Genomic DNA, 13,155 nt, shown 5'->3' on the forward strand with positions numbered 1-13,155 from the left:
CCCGCGAGCCCTCACGGCGGCCTCACGGCCCTGCGAAGGGGCCCAGGCAGCCGGGAGCGGCCCGACAGGGTCCCTCGGCGACTCGCAGGCCCGCGAAGGCGCTGGCGGGGCTTCCGGGGCCCCCAGCGGGTCGTCCGTCCGCGGGGGCCGCTCGGCGGCCCGTACTTGTCTGACGCACACCCCTGGGCTCCGGGGCGGCCCGTGCGAGCCTCCTGCCGCCCCGCGGGCGGCGGGGCGGGCGTACGCCTTTACGGGACCCTCGCAGGGTGTGCGAGCCCCCAGCCTCCCGGACATGGACAGGGCCCCGAACCGGTGTGGTTCGGGGCCCTGCGGGTTCGTCGGCGGGGGTGGCCCGGCCTCAGAGGGGGATCGGCCGGCCGGGGTGCGGCCGGCCTCCGGGGCGGGTCAGCCGGCCGGGGTGTAGCTCTCGGCCACCGAGGCCGCCTCGGGCTCGCGCACGACCTTCGTGCCGCCCACCGCGCTCTTGTCCGGCTGCAGGATCACGCTCTGCTTGGAGGACGGCGCCGCCGGGTCGGAGAAGTTCTGCGGGATACCGAAGCCCGTGTCGACGTTGTCGAGGGTCAGCAGGGCCTTGTCGACGCCCTCCCGGGTCAGGTCCTTGCTCTTGCAGGCCGTCTTCAGCGCCTCTCCGAAGACGGACGCGGCCGTCCAGCCGGCCACCACGCCGTTGTCGAGCGAGTCCTTCGGGTACGCGGCCTTGTAGTCCTTCACCAGCTTCTTGGCGGCCGGGGTGTCGCCGCCGATCGGCAGGGCGGGCGAGGCGACGTAGTAGTTCTTCGCCAGGGCCGGCCCCGCCTGGGTGGCGAGCAGCTGCGGCGCGAACGCGGAGTTGTTGCCGATCACCGGGACGTCGAAGCCGCCGGCCGCCGCGACGCCGACGAGCGAGGCCGCCTGCCGCGGACCCGCACTGATCACGACGGCCTTGACGCCGGCCTTCTTCAGCGCGGCGACCTGCGCCGTCATGTCGTTGTCGGTCGGCTTGATCTTCTGCTCAACGATCTTTAGACCGGACTCCTTCGCCATGTGCTTGGCGCCGGCCAGGGCGCTTTCGCCGTAGTCGCCCTCGAAGTACACGTGACCGATCTTGTCGCCCTTCTTGACGCCCTTCTCCTTCATCAGGAAGTCGATGGCGTTGATCGTCTCGACGTCGTACGTGGAGCCGATGACCCGGATGTACGGGCTGCCGAGCAGCGAGTTGGACCACGCCTGCGGCAGCACCAGGCCCTTGTCCTGTCCGTCGATGCGCTTCTTGACGGCGGCGACGAAGGGCGAGCCGATGAACTGGGCGAAGCCCAGCACCTTGGGTTCGAGCTCGGTGTAGCCGGCCACCGCCTTCTGCGGGTCGTAGCCGTGGTCCCGGATGGTGAGGGCCACCTTGTAGCCGCAGACGCCGCCGTCCGCGTTGAGCTGCTTCACGTACAGCTGCTGGGCCTGGGTGACGCTCTTGCCGAGGGTGGCGTAGACGCCGGTCATGTCGGTGAGGACGCCCAGCGTGATGGTCTTGCCGGAGATGCCCTCGCCGGTCTTCACCCCACCCGCGCCCCCCTTGTCCCCGTCGTCGTCCTTGGCCTTGGAGCTGCAGCCGGACAGCACGATCAGCGCGGCCAGCGCGCCCGCGGCGGCCCGGGTCGCGAACGCCCGTGAACCGCGAGTGGTACCCGTAGTCATCTTTCCTCCACAGAAGTCGTCCTGACGCGATGCCGCGCGGCCACCCTGACCAGGCCGCCCGGCAGAAAGAGCACCACCGCCACGACGGCGGCGCCGTACAGGTACCGGGACGCCTCGCCCGGTGTGATTCCGCCCATCCCCGGCGCGGAGACGAGGGGCAGTGCGTCGCTGTACCGGGTCAGCAGCTGCGGCAGCAGCGAGACGAACGCCGCGCCGACCACCGCCCCGGAGACCGAGCCGAGCCCGCCGATGACGATCATGGCGAGGTACTCGAGCGAGAGAGTGATGCCGAAGTAGTCGGGCACGGTCCGCTGGAAGATCAGGGCCAGCAGCACACCGGCGAGGCCCGCGTACATCGAGGACAGGACGAAGACGGCGGCGCGGTAGCGGGCGACGGGGACGCCGATCACCCCGGCCGCGATCCGGTGGTCCCGGATCGCGTTCATGGCCCGCCCCGGCCGGCCCCGCAGGACGCCGCGGGCGAACAGCGCGCCCGCCAGCACCATGACGAGTCCGACGTACCAGAGCTTCTCGGCGGAGCCGAAGGGCACGGCCGCGACGAGCGTCTCCTGGTCGTCGAAAGTGAGACCGAACAGGCTCAGGGCCGGTACGTCCCGGCCGTTGAATCCGCCCGTGAGGTCGCGGGCGTTGAACAGCACGTGCTGCCCGATGAAGATCAGGGCCAGCGTGGCGATGCCCAGGTAGGCGCCGCGCAGCCGTCCGGCGATGGGACTGAACAGCCCGCCCGCGGCGCCCGCGACCAGCACGGCGAGGATCACCGCGAGCCAGGTCGGCAGTCCGAGCCCGGTCAGTCCGTCGGATCCGTCCCCGGCGAACACGCAGTAGCCGTACGCGCCGATCGCGAGGAAGAAGGCGTGGCCCATCGACAGCTGGCCGGTCGCGCCGGTCAGCAGGTTGATGCCGATGGCGCCGATCGCGGCGGCCATCGCGAACAGCCCGGCCTGGAGCCAGAAGCGGTCCAGGTAGAACGGGAAGGCCAGCAGCAGGACCGCCCCGGCGGCCAGGACCCAGGGCCGCGCCCGGGTGAGCCGGGCGGGGCGGCGGCGGACGGGGGCCGCCTCGGTGCGGGTGAGGACCTCAGACACGGGCCAGCTCCTTCGTGCCGAACAGTCCGGCAGGCCGGACGAGCAGGATCGCGACCATCACCAGGTACGGCGCCAGGTCCCCGAGACCCCGGCCGAGGAAGGTCAGATCGCTCTGGTAGCCGGTGGCCAGCGACTCGGTGATGCCCACCAGCAGTCCGCCGACCAGCGCGCCCGTGGTGGAGTCCAGGCCGCCGAGGATCGCGGCCGGGAAGGCCTTCAGCGCCGCCAGCGAGGTGGCCCGTTCCAGACCCGGGGTGGGGAAGACCGTGAGGAAGAGCGCGGCCACCGCCGCGAGACCGCCGGCCACGGCCCAGGCACCCAGGGACACCCGGCCCAGCCGTACGCCCATGAGCGCGGCCGTCTCCGAACTCTCGGCCGCCGCCCGCATCGCCACACCCCAGGAGGTGTAGCGGAAGGCGAGCAGGAAGACGGTGATGAGCAGCGCGGCGGCGACGAACGCGGCGATCCTGGTGTGGGCGAGCGAGATCGGCCCCACGCTGAGCACGGCGTCGCCCCAGGGGTCGCCGAGCGAGAGGACGTCGGTGCCGATGCGGCGGGTCAGTTCGGTGGTGAGCAGGATGTCGACGCCGATGGTGACGATCGCCAGCACGCTGTGGTCGGAGCCCCGGTAGCGGCGCATCACCAGGAACTCGACCGCCGCGCCGACCAGCGCGGCGCCCAGGATTCCCACGAGCAGCGCGGGCCAGAAGCCGATGTCGTCGTGGAGGACGGCGGTGACGTATCCGCCGGCCAGCAGCAGTGAGGCGTGGGCGAAGTTGACGACCTCGGTGGCCCGGAAGATGACCACGAAGCCGAGTGCGATGAGTGCGTAGACGGAGCCCATCGAGACGCCGTTGAGCAGGAGTTCGGCGAAGGTGCTCATGAAGCGTTCTCCTCCCCAAGGTAGGCGCGGACGACGGCCGGGTCGTTCTGGACGTCCGCGGGGGCGCCGTCCGCGATCCGGCGCCCGAAGTCGAGTACGGTCACCGCGTCCGCGAGCCGCATCACCACCCCCATGTCGTGTTCCACCAGGACGATCGAGATGCCGAGGCTGTCGCGGACACCCGCGATCACCGCGGCGGTGCGCCGCCGTTCGTCGCCCGTCATGCCGGCGACCGGTTCGTCGAGGAGCAGCAGCTTCGGCTCCATGCACAGCGCCCGCGCCAGTTCGGCGAGCTTCTGCTGGCCGTACGGGAGGGAGCCCGCCGGGCGGTCCAGGCAGTCCCCGAGACCGACGAAGTCGGCGATCTCGCGGACGCGTTCGCGGTGGCGGCGCTCCTCGCGCGCCGCGGCCGGCAGCCGGAGGCCCGCGGCCACGAACCCGGCGCGGGTGAGCCGGTGGCGGCCGAGCAGCAGGCTGTCCTCGACCGTGGCGAGGGGCGGCAGCGCGAGGTTCTGGAAGATGCGGGCCACACCGAGCCCGGCGATGCGGTGCGGTGACAGGCCGGTCAGCTCGTGCTCGCCGAAGCGGACGCTGCCCGCGGTGGCCCGGTAGACGCCGGACAGGACGTTGAAGCAGGTCGACTTGCCCGCGCCGTTGGGCCCGATCAGCGCGTGCACCGTGCCGGGACGGACGGTGAAGTTCACGTCGTCCAGGGCCAGCAGGCCGGAGAAGCGCACCGTCAGCCCGCGCACCTCCAGTGCGGGCACGTCGGCGGTACCGGTGTCGACGGCAGCGGCGGTCTCGGTTTCCATACGGGGCGTCACCCCTTCCATCGGGTGAGGGCGGGCAGCGTGCCGCCGGCCCGCGAGGCGTCGGCGGCGGCGTCCTCGTCGACCACGCCCAGGTAGCGCCGGCGCACCTCGTCCGAGGCGGCCAGCTCGTCGGCCGGGCCGGACAGGGTGACCTCTCCGACCTCCAGGACGTACGCGCGGGAGGCGAGCCGCAGCGCGAGCGCCGCGTTCTGCTCGACGAGCAGCACCGACGTGCCCTGGGCGTTGATCTCGCGGACGGTGTCCGCGATCCGGGCGGCCATCAGCGGGGCGAGACCGAGCGAGGGTTCGTCGAGGAGCAGCACGCCGGGCGCCGCCATCAGCGCGCGGCCGACGGCGAGCATCTGCTGCTCGCCGCCCGACAGCAGCCCCGCGCGCTGCTGAGCGCGGTCGGCGAGCACCGGGAAGAGCTCATGGACGCGGCGCAGGGCGGCGGCACGGTCCGTCCGGCCGCCGGTCGCGCCGAGCGCTCCGGCCCGCAGGTTGTCCGCGACCGTCATCCGGGCGAACACCCGGCGCCCCTCGGGTACTTGGGACACCCCGGCGGCCACCACCCGGTCCGGCGCCACGCCGTCCAGGCGGCGGCCGCCCAGGGTCACGGTGCCCCCCGTCACCGCGCCTCCGTGGAACGACAGCGTCCGGGACACCGCCCGCAACAGCGTCGACTTGCCCGCGCCGTTGCCGCCCAGAACCGTCACCACGGCGCCCTCCGGCACCTCCAGGGACACCCGGCGCAGTGCGCGCACCGGGCCGTATCCGACCGACAGGTCCCGTACGACCAGACCGGAACCGTCCATGGCTTCTCCCTCCTGTCGTCCTCGCTCGCCGACCTCACTCGGTGGCGCTCACCCCAGCACCGGCCGGGCGCCCCGTCCACGGGCCGGTGGCGAAACGCTGCGGGTGACCAGCGAGTGCGCCCACCCGTTGTGCGCGCGCACAACACCGCGTGTCAGGGGCCTGCCGGGGGCGCCGCACCGGTGGCATCCTGCGGCCATGGGAGCGCGCAGAAGGCGTACCGGTCATGACTGGAAACTGCTTGCGGAGGCGTGCACCGCGCTGCTGCAGCGGCTGCCGGACCTGGTCGACGAGCACGTGCGGCAGCTGGCGGAGCACTCCCCCGTCTACGGGCAGGTGCTCGCGTACGACCAGCAGTGGCGGGAGGCCGAGGAGGCGATGCGGATCGGCATCGAGACGATCTCCGCGCCGCGGGCCTCGCCGCGCCGCGACCTGGAGTACGCGGAGGACGCCGGGCGGCGACGGGCGCAGCAGGGGCTGCCGCTCGAGTTGCTGGTGCACTCCTACCGCAGCGCCGGCTACCTGGTGTGGGACGCGCTGATGGAGGGGGTCGGCGGCAAGGAACCGGAGCGGCTCGGGGCGCTGATGCGCTCGGCGACGATGGTGTGGTCGGCGGTGGACGCGCAGGCCGCCGCGGCCTCGGAGGCGTACCGGGCGACGGAGATGGAGCTGCGGCGGCGCACCGACGAGCAGCTGCAGGCCCTGCTCGACGCGCTCCTGGAGGGCCAGGAGGCTCCGGGGCTCGCGGCGCGGGCGGCGGCCGGTCTCGATCTGCCGGAGCGGGGCCCCTACGCCGTGGTCGTACTGCGGGCGGAGCGGCGGGACGGCCGGGAGGCGTTCCACCGGCCCGTGCAGGGTGCGGGGTTCCGGTTCGTCTGGCGGATGCGGGCGGACTGCGAGGTCGGGGTGGTCGCGCTCGGCCCCGGCCAGGATCTGGACGGGGTCGCGCGCGTGCTGGCGGGCCGGTGCGTGGGACCCGGCGGGATCAGTCCCGTCGTGTCCGGCCTGGCCGAGCTCGGGCGGGCCCGGCGCCTGGCCGAGCTGGCGCTGCGCACGTGTCCGCCGGACGCGAGCGAGGTCGTACGGCTGGACCAGCGGATGCCGACGGCTCTGGTGGTGAGTCAGCCGGAGCTGGCGGGGCGGCTGGTCTCCGACATCTTCGGCGAGCTGCTCGCCCTGGAGCCCGCGGACCGCGCGGTGCTGCTGGAGACGCTGGACGTGTGGCTGGCCTGCGAGGGGTCGGCCGGGCGGGCCGCGGGGCGCCTGTACTGCCACCGCAACACCGTCTTCAACCGCCTCCGCCGCCTGGAACAACTCACCGCCCGCTCCCTGGCCCGCCCCCGCGACCTGATCGAGATGACGCTGGCGCTGGACGCGTACCGGCTGTCGGGTACGCGGGGGTGACGGCCCCACATGCCAGCCCGTCCGGCGTTTGAGGACAAGGCCGACACGGCAGCCCACGGAACGACGGCACCACATGCCAGCCCGTCCGCCGCTTGAGGACAAGGCCGACACGGCAGCCCACGGAACGACGGCCCCACATGCCAGCCCGTCCGGCGTTTGAGGACGAGGCCGTCCAGGCCGATACGGGGGCGGGGGGGGGGGGGGGGGGGGGAGGGGGGGGGGGAGAGGGGGGGGGGGGGGGGGGGGGGGGGGGGAACCCCCCCCCCCCCCCCCCCCCCCCCCCCCCCCCCCCCCCCCCCCCCCTCCCCCCCTCCCCCCCCCCCCCCCCTCCCCCCCCCCCCTCGCCCCCCCCCCCCCCCCCCCCCCCACACGGGACGGGCAGGGGCGGAGGGGGCGAAAACCTCCCGGCGCCCCCACGCACCCCGCTCACCGGCCGGGACGTCGCCACCCGCGGCCTAGATCAAGAAGTCACGGCCGATGTTCGCGGCGACCGTCTCGAGGATGGGCCCCGCCTCCGCGATGCACTTCGCGACATCGGGCTCGACCTCCGTCAGCGCGTACGCACGCCGGATACCCGCCGCGCCGAGCGCCTCCGGCGGCAGCGCCAGCCGCCCGCAGACCGCGACGACCTCCTTGCCCGCCGCCCGCGCGGCCGCAGCGACCCCCGCCGGTGCCTTCCCGTGCAGCGTCTGCTCGTCCAGCGAGCCCTCGCCCGTGATCACGAGGGTGGCCCGCTCCACGGCGGGCGCGAACCCGAGCACGTCGAGCATGACCTCGATGCCGGGACGGAACCGGGCGCCCACGATCATCGCCCCGTAGCCGATTCCGCCCGCCGCACCGGCACCGGGCGCCTGGGCGTACTCGCCCGCCCGGGAGCCGACGGCCTTCTCCAGCACCGCCGCGAAGTGGGCGAGGGAGGCGTCCAGCGCCGCCACGTCGTCGGGATTCGCACCCTTCTGCGGGCCGTACACGGCGGGCGCCCCCTTGGGCCCGGTGAGCGGGTTGTCCACGTCGCTGGCGAGCACGAGGTCGACCTCGGACAGCCGCGGGTCGAGGCCCGACAGATCGGCGGTGGCCAGGTCGCCGAGCGCGCCCCCGCCGGGGCCCACCGGCTCACCGTCCGCGTCCAGGAACCGCGCGCCGAGGGCGGCCAGCATCCCGGCGCCGCCGTCGGTCGTCGCACTGCCGCCCACGCCGAACACGATCGTCCGGGCCCCGGCGTCCAGCGCGGCGCGGAGCAGCTCGCCGGACCCGTACGTGGACGCCGTGAGCGGTGCGAAGACGCCCGCGGGCAGCCGCTGCAGCCCGCTCGCCTCCGCCATCTCCACGACCGCGGTGTCGCCGCGCAGCGCGAACGCCGCCCCGACCTCGTCACCCAGCGGTCCGGCGACCCGGACCTCGTGGCGCTCGAACCCGGCCGCGACCGCCGCGTCCACGGTGCCGTCACCGCCGTCGGCGACCGGCAGCGCCTCGACCTCCGCGTGCGGGGCGACCGCGAGCAGTCCGGCCGTCACCCGCTCCGCGACCTGCACGGCCGTCAGCGATCCCTTGAACTTGTCCGCGGCGATGAGCACGCGCGCCGCCCGCGGAGTCCGATTCACAGCGTCCGCCACCTTGCATTCCCCTTGCTTTCGCGCCTTGCTCACGTCAAGGCAGTCGCGCCGCTGCGACCTTAACCGGAGGAGGGGCGCCCCGTCATGCCCCGTCCCGCGCCTCGAAACCCGCGCGGCGCTGCCCGGAATCGGGTAGACCGGAACCATGACCCCTGTGGGCACCGAGCTCGACGACCGCGTCCTCGGGGGCTGGCTGGGCCGGATCGCGGGCAACATGCTCGGCAAACCGGTCGAGCAGGGCGACCACTGGACGCGGGAACGCATCGACCGCTATCTGCGGCAGGCCGCGGCGCTGCCGCTCACGGACTACCTGCCCGAGCCGGCCGACGAGAGCACCGGGGCGGCGCTGCGCCCGGAGTGGCGCCAGTGCGTCCGGGGCCGGATCCACGGCAGCTGCCGGGACGACGACGTGGACTACGCGATCCTCGGTCTCGACCTGCTGGAGACGCACGGCTTCGGGTTCAGCACGGAGCAGGTCGGTGACCTGTGGCTGCTGCGGCTGCCGTATCTGCAGACCTTCACCGCGGAGCGGGCCGCCTACCGCAATCTGGCGAACGGCATCAAACCACCGCTGACGGCGACGTACGACAACCCGTACCAGGAGTGGATCGGCGCCCTCATCCGTGCCGACGTCTACGGGTGGACCTCCCCCGGCGCACCGCGCCGCGCGGCGTCCCTGGCCCGCCGGGACGCCGTGCTGTCGCACACGGGGAACGGCGTGTACGGGGCGATGTGGGCGGCGGCACTGGTCTCGGCGGCGTTCACCGCGTCCGGCGTGCGGGACGCCCTGGACACGGCGCTGACGGTGATCCCGGCGAGCAGCCGCCTCTCCCGGACCGTACGCCGGGTGCTGACGCTCCACGAGGCGCGGCTGAGCTGGGAGGACACGCTCACCACGGTCGCGGAGGAGACCGCCGGGCTCGGTTGGATCCACGTCGTCCCGAACGCCGCCGTCCTGACGGCCGGCCTCCTGTACGGCGACGGCGACTTCACGCGCACGGTCACGCTGACCGTGCGCGGCGGCCTGGACACCGACTCGAACGGTGCGACGGCGGGCTCGGTCGCGGGCGTGCTGTGCGGGGCGGCGGCCGTCCCGGCCCAGTGGCGGGACCCGCTGGAGGACACGGTCCGCAGCGCGGTGTTCGGCTTCGACGGGGTGCGGATCAGCGAGCTGGCGGAGCGAACCGTGCGACTGGCGACCTCGGGCGCCGCGATTACCCTGCCAGGATGAGCACTTCACAGACCGCCGCGGACTTCGCCGCGTACATCGCCGGTCTGCCCCGGGTCATCGCCGGGGCGGCCGCGCTCTTCCGTGACGCCGAGGGACGGGTGCTGCTCGTCGAGCCGAACTACCGGGAGGGCTGGGCCCTGCCCGGCGGCACCGTCGAGTCGGACGACGGCGAGAGCCCGCGGCAGGGGGCGCGTCGGGAGACGGCCGAGGAGATCGGGCTCGACGTGGCCCTGGGGCGGCTGCTCGCGGTGGACTGGGTGCCGGGGGCGGACAGGCCACCGCTGGTGGCGTACCTGTACGACGGCGGCGTCCTCGGCGCGGACGACTTCGAGGCGATCCGCCTGCAGGAGGAGGAGCTGCTGTCCTGGCGCCTGGTCCCGCGGGAGGAACTCGACGCGTATCTGCCGGGCGCCCTGGGCCGCCGCGTCCTGGCCGCCCTCGACGTCCTCGCGGAGGACTCGGGCACGGCGGAACTGGAGAACGGCCACCGGGTGAGCTGATCGGGGAGGCCGTCCTCGCCGGGCGGCCACGGGATATCCGCTCGCCCGCCCGGGCCCCGGCTCCTACCCTCGGCACCATGAACAGGCCACTGGTCGCAATCCTCAGCGGGGCAGGCATCTCCACCGATTCCGGGATCCCCGATTATCGCGGTCCCAACGGGCTGTGGCAGCAGGATCCCGAGGCCGAGAAGCTCGTGACCTACGACTACTACATGGGCGATCCGGAGATCAGGCGCCGGGCGTGGCAGCTGCGGCGGAAGACCCAGGAGCTCGGGGCCGAACCCAACACCGCGCACCGGGCCGTGGCCGAGCTGGAGCGCTCCGGGGCACCGGTGCGGGTCATCACCCAGAACGTCGACGGACTCCACCAGCTCGCAGGGATGCCCGCCCGCAAGGTGCTCGAACTCCACGGCACCGCACGGAGTTTCGTGTGCACCGGATGCCCTGCACGCGGGCCCATGGAGGACGCCCTCGCCCGGGTCGACGCCGGCGAGGACGACCCGGCATGCCTGGAGTGCGGCGGGATCCTCAAGCCGGCGACCGTGATGTTCGGCGAACGCCTCGACCCCGTCGTTCTCGGCCAGGCCGCCGCGATCGCCAAGGCCTGCCAGGTCTTCGTCGCCGTCGGCAGCAGCCTCCAGGTCCAGCCCGCCGCGGGCCTCGCGGGCGTCGCCGCCGATCACGGGGCCCGCCTCGTCGTCGTCAACGCCGAACCGACTCCGTACGACGAACTCGCGGACGAGGTCGTACGCGAGCCCATCGGCACGGCCCTGCCCGCGTTGCTGCGGAGCCTCTGAGGTCGAGACGGCCGGCGGCCGCCCCGCGGCCCGGTCTCAGTCGAAGAGGGCCGCGCCGCGTTCGAAGTCGAGGAGGCGTCGCTTGCGGTCGAGGCCGCCGCCGTAGCCGGTGAGGCTTCCGTCGGCGCCCACCACACGGTGGCAGGGCACGATGATGCCGACGGGATTCCTGCCGTTGGCGAGGCCCACTGCCCGGGAGGCGCCCGCGTTTCCCAGGATCTCGGCCAGTTCGCCGTACGAGCGGGTCTCGCCGTAAGGGATCAGGCGCAGTTGGTCCCAGACGCTCCGCTGGAACGGCGTGCCGTCGAAGTGCAGCGGGATGTCGAAGTGCTTCGACTCGCCCGCGAAATAGGCCTCCAGCTGGGCGCGAGTCTCACCGAAGGGCGTGTCGTCGGGGTCGCCGAAGTGCTCCTCGGGCGGACGGTGGCGCTGCCCGACCATGTAGAGGCCCGACAGGACTCCGTCGGTGGCCACGAGCGTGAGCGGTCCGTACGGGCTGTCGATCACGGTGTGCTGCTTCACAGGTGCATCCTCGGGTGTCATGCGCGGAGTCGATGGACCGCGGGCGCGGCCTGGGCCACGTGGGCGGTCAAGTCGTCTATACGGGCAGGAAGTTGATGGGGTGGTTGTCGGTCGCCCACAGATACTGGACGGCGTACGCGCGCCACGGGCGCCAGGCCGCGGCGCGTGCCGTGAGCGCGGCGGGCGTGGCGGGCAGGCCCAGCTCCTCGGCCGCGCGCCGGATGCCCAGGTCCGTGGGGAGGAACGCGTCGGGATCGCCGAGGGCGCGCATCGCGATGACGTCGACGGTCCAGGGCCCGAACCCGGGCAGCGCGAGCAACCGGGCCCGGCTCTCCTCCCAGTCGCTCTCGACGCCCAGGTGCAGTTCACCCGCGGCCAGTTGGTGGACCAGGGTGGTCAAGGTCGTGCGGCGGGTGCGCGGCAGCGCCAGGGAGCCGGGGTCGAGTGCGGCGAGCGCCTCGGGCGTGGGGAAGAGGTGGGTGAGCCCGCCCTCGGGATCATCGACCGGCTCGCCGTGCGCGAGGACCAGGCGGGCCGCGTGGGTGCGGGCGGCGGCCGTGGAGACCTGCTGCCCGAGCACGGCCCGGACGGCGAACTCCGCCTCGTCGACGGTGCGCGGCACCCGGCGGCCCGGTGCCTTGTCGACGAGCGGGGCGAGCAGCGGGTCGGTGCGCAACTGGTCGTCGACCGCGACCGGGTCGGCGTCCAGATCGAGCAGGCGCCGGCAGCGGCTGATGGCGACGGGCAGGTCCCGCAGGTCGCTGAGGGTGAGACGGCAGGCGATGTGGTCGGGTTTCGGGGTGAGCGCGGCGACACCGTGCCCGTAGGGCAGCCGCAGCGTGCGCCGGTAGGCGCCGTCGCGCCACTCCTCGACGCCCGGCACCGCGGTCGCCGCGAGGTGTCCGAAGAGGTTGTCGGGGTTGAGCGGGGCCCGGAACGGCAGGCGGAGGGCGAGTGCGCCGGGTGTGTGCGCCGCCGTGCGCGGGACCCGGGTGCGCAGCTCGCTCGGGGTGAGCGCGAAGACCTCGCGCACGGTGTCGTTGAAGGTGCGGATCGAGGCGAATCCGGCCGCGAAGGCGATCTCGGCCATGGGCAGCGTCGTCGTCTCGATGAGCAGGCGCGCGGTCTGGGCGCGCTGGGCACGGGCCAGGGCGAGGGGTCCGGCGCCCAGTTCGGCGAGGAGCTGCCGCTCGATCTGGCGGGTGCTGTAGCCGAGGCGGGCCGCGAGTCCGGGGACGCCCTCGCGGTCCACCACTCCGTCGCCGATCAGCCGCATGGCACGGGCGACCAGGTCGGCGCGCTGGTTCCACTGCGGCGAGCCGGGGCTGGTGTCCGGGCGGCACCGCTTGCAGGCCCGGAACCCGGCCTGCTGGCAGGCGGCCGCGCTCGGGAGGAACGTCATGTTCTCCGGCTTCGGCGGCACCACCGGGCAGCTGGGCCGGCAGTAGATCCGGGTCGTCAGGACCGCGGTGAAGAACCAGCCGTCGAAGCGCGCGTCCTTGGACTGGACGGCGCGTACGCAGCGCTCGGTGTCGGTGTGCATCCCGTTCCGCATGCCTCAAGGATCGGGCACGGGAGGGACACGTGGCTCGCGGGAATTCGACATGGAGGTCGCGGACGTCTCTTGGCGCCGCGCCGCCCGCACTCGGCGCACGGACCCGCCCCACGGCCCACACCGGTGCCGACGTCCGGACGCCGCCCGCACCGGCACGCGCACGGCGCCCACGCCCGGACCCGCCCCGTCGCCCCCACCCGTCCTCACACCCGTGTCGCGGTCCGGACCCG

At 73.9% G+C, this 13,155-nt stretch carries 12 protein-coding genes; 4 read left to right on the forward strand and 8 right to left on the reverse strand.

Annotated features, from left to right (window positions below; genetic code table 11):
• Positions 1-405: 405 nt before the first annotated feature.
• From ACZ4NT_RS16460 to ACZ4NT_RS16480, 5 genes are read right to left on the reverse strand one after another with little or no spacing between them, the layout of a single operon-like run.
• Positions 406-1,689, reverse strand: coding sequence for an ABC transporter substrate-binding protein (locus ACZ4NT_RS16460; protein ID WP_121406987.1), 1,284 nt, complete (start codon positions 1,687-1,689; stop codon positions 406-408).
• Positions 1,686-2,795, reverse strand: coding sequence for a branched-chain amino acid ABC transporter permease (locus ACZ4NT_RS16465; protein WP_467725921.1), 1,110 nt, complete (start codon positions 2,793-2,795; stop codon positions 1,686-1,688). The genes ACZ4NT_RS16460 and ACZ4NT_RS16465 overlap by 4 nt, the downstream gene beginning before the upstream one ends.
• Entirely contained in the window at positions 2,788-3,678 is an 891-nt protein-coding gene (locus ACZ4NT_RS16470; protein WP_121406981.1) for a branched-chain amino acid ABC transporter permease, read from the reverse strand. Before ACZ4NT_RS16470 ends, ACZ4NT_RS16465 begins: the two co-directional genes overlap by 8 nt.
• Complete coding sequence (locus ACZ4NT_RS16475) at positions 3,675-4,490, reverse strand: ABC transporter ATP-binding protein (RefSeq protein ID WP_467725924.1); 816 nt, start codon at positions 4,488-4,490, stop codon at positions 3,675-3,677. Before ACZ4NT_RS16475 ends, ACZ4NT_RS16470 begins: the two co-directional genes overlap by 4 nt.
• Positions 4,491-4,498: 8 nt before the next feature.
• Positions 4,499-5,305, reverse strand: coding sequence for an ABC transporter ATP-binding protein (locus ACZ4NT_RS16480; RefSeq protein ID WP_121406979.1), 807 nt, complete (start codon positions 5,303-5,305; stop codon positions 4,499-4,501).
• A gap of 196 nt (positions 5,306-5,501) precedes the next feature.
• Between ACZ4NT_RS16480 and ACZ4NT_RS16485 the strand changes: the two genes are divergently transcribed.
• Complete coding sequence (locus tag ACZ4NT_RS16485) at positions 5,502-6,707, forward strand: RsbRD N-terminal domain-containing protein (RefSeq protein ID WP_121406976.1); 1,206 nt, start codon at positions 5,502-5,504, stop codon at positions 6,705-6,707.
• 455 nt (positions 6,708-7,162) lie between these two features.
• On the opposite strand, the gene ACZ4NT_RS16490 is transcribed toward ACZ4NT_RS16485, so the two are convergent.
• On the reverse strand, positions 7,163-8,281 hold the full coding sequence (locus ACZ4NT_RS16490) for a glycerate kinase (RefSeq protein WP_467726119.1): 1,119 nt from the start codon (positions 8,279-8,281) through the stop codon (positions 7,163-7,165).
• 184 nt (positions 8,282-8,465) lie between these two features.
• On the opposite strand from ACZ4NT_RS16490, the gene ACZ4NT_RS16495 reads away from it, so the two are divergent.
• The 3 genes from ACZ4NT_RS16495 (at position 8,466) to ACZ4NT_RS16505 (ending at position 10,848) form a co-directional block, all read left to right on the forward strand.
• Positions 8,466-9,551 (forward strand): ADP-ribosylglycohydrolase family protein, encoded by a 1,086-nt coding sequence (locus tag ACZ4NT_RS16495; protein ID WP_121406972.1) that lies wholly within the window; start codon positions 8,466-8,468, stop codon positions 9,549-9,551.
• Positions 9,548-10,051: an NUDIX domain-containing protein gene (locus ACZ4NT_RS16500; protein WP_467725927.1), complete on the forward strand. Its 504-nt coding sequence runs from the start codon at positions 9,548-9,550 to the stop codon at positions 10,049-10,051. Before ACZ4NT_RS16495 ends, ACZ4NT_RS16500 begins: the two co-directional genes overlap by 4 nt.
• A 77-nt stretch (positions 10,052-10,128) precedes the next feature.
• Entirely contained in the window at positions 10,129-10,848 is a 720-nt protein-coding gene (locus tag ACZ4NT_RS16505) for an SIR2 family NAD-dependent protein deacylase (RefSeq protein WP_467725929.1), read from the forward strand.
• Between the two features lie 36 nt (positions 10,849-10,884).
• On the opposite strand, the gene ACZ4NT_RS16510 is transcribed toward ACZ4NT_RS16505, so the two are convergent.
• Both ACZ4NT_RS16510 and ACZ4NT_RS16515 read right to left on the reverse strand, forming a co-directional pair.
• Positions 10,885-11,370 (reverse strand): methylated-DNA--[protein]-cysteine S-methyltransferase, encoded by a 486-nt coding sequence (locus ACZ4NT_RS16510; RefSeq protein WP_220784189.1) that lies wholly within the window; start codon positions 11,368-11,370, stop codon positions 10,885-10,887.
• A gap of 76 nt (positions 11,371-11,446) precedes the next feature.
• Positions 11,447-12,925, reverse strand: a complete 1,479-nt coding sequence (locus tag ACZ4NT_RS16515) for a DNA-3-methyladenine glycosylase 2 family protein (RefSeq protein WP_121406962.1) — start codon at positions 12,923-12,925, stop codon at positions 11,447-11,449.
• Positions 12,926-13,155 lie beyond the last annotated feature (230 nt).

Source organism: Streptomyces sp. NPDC026417 (assembly GCF_055567695.1).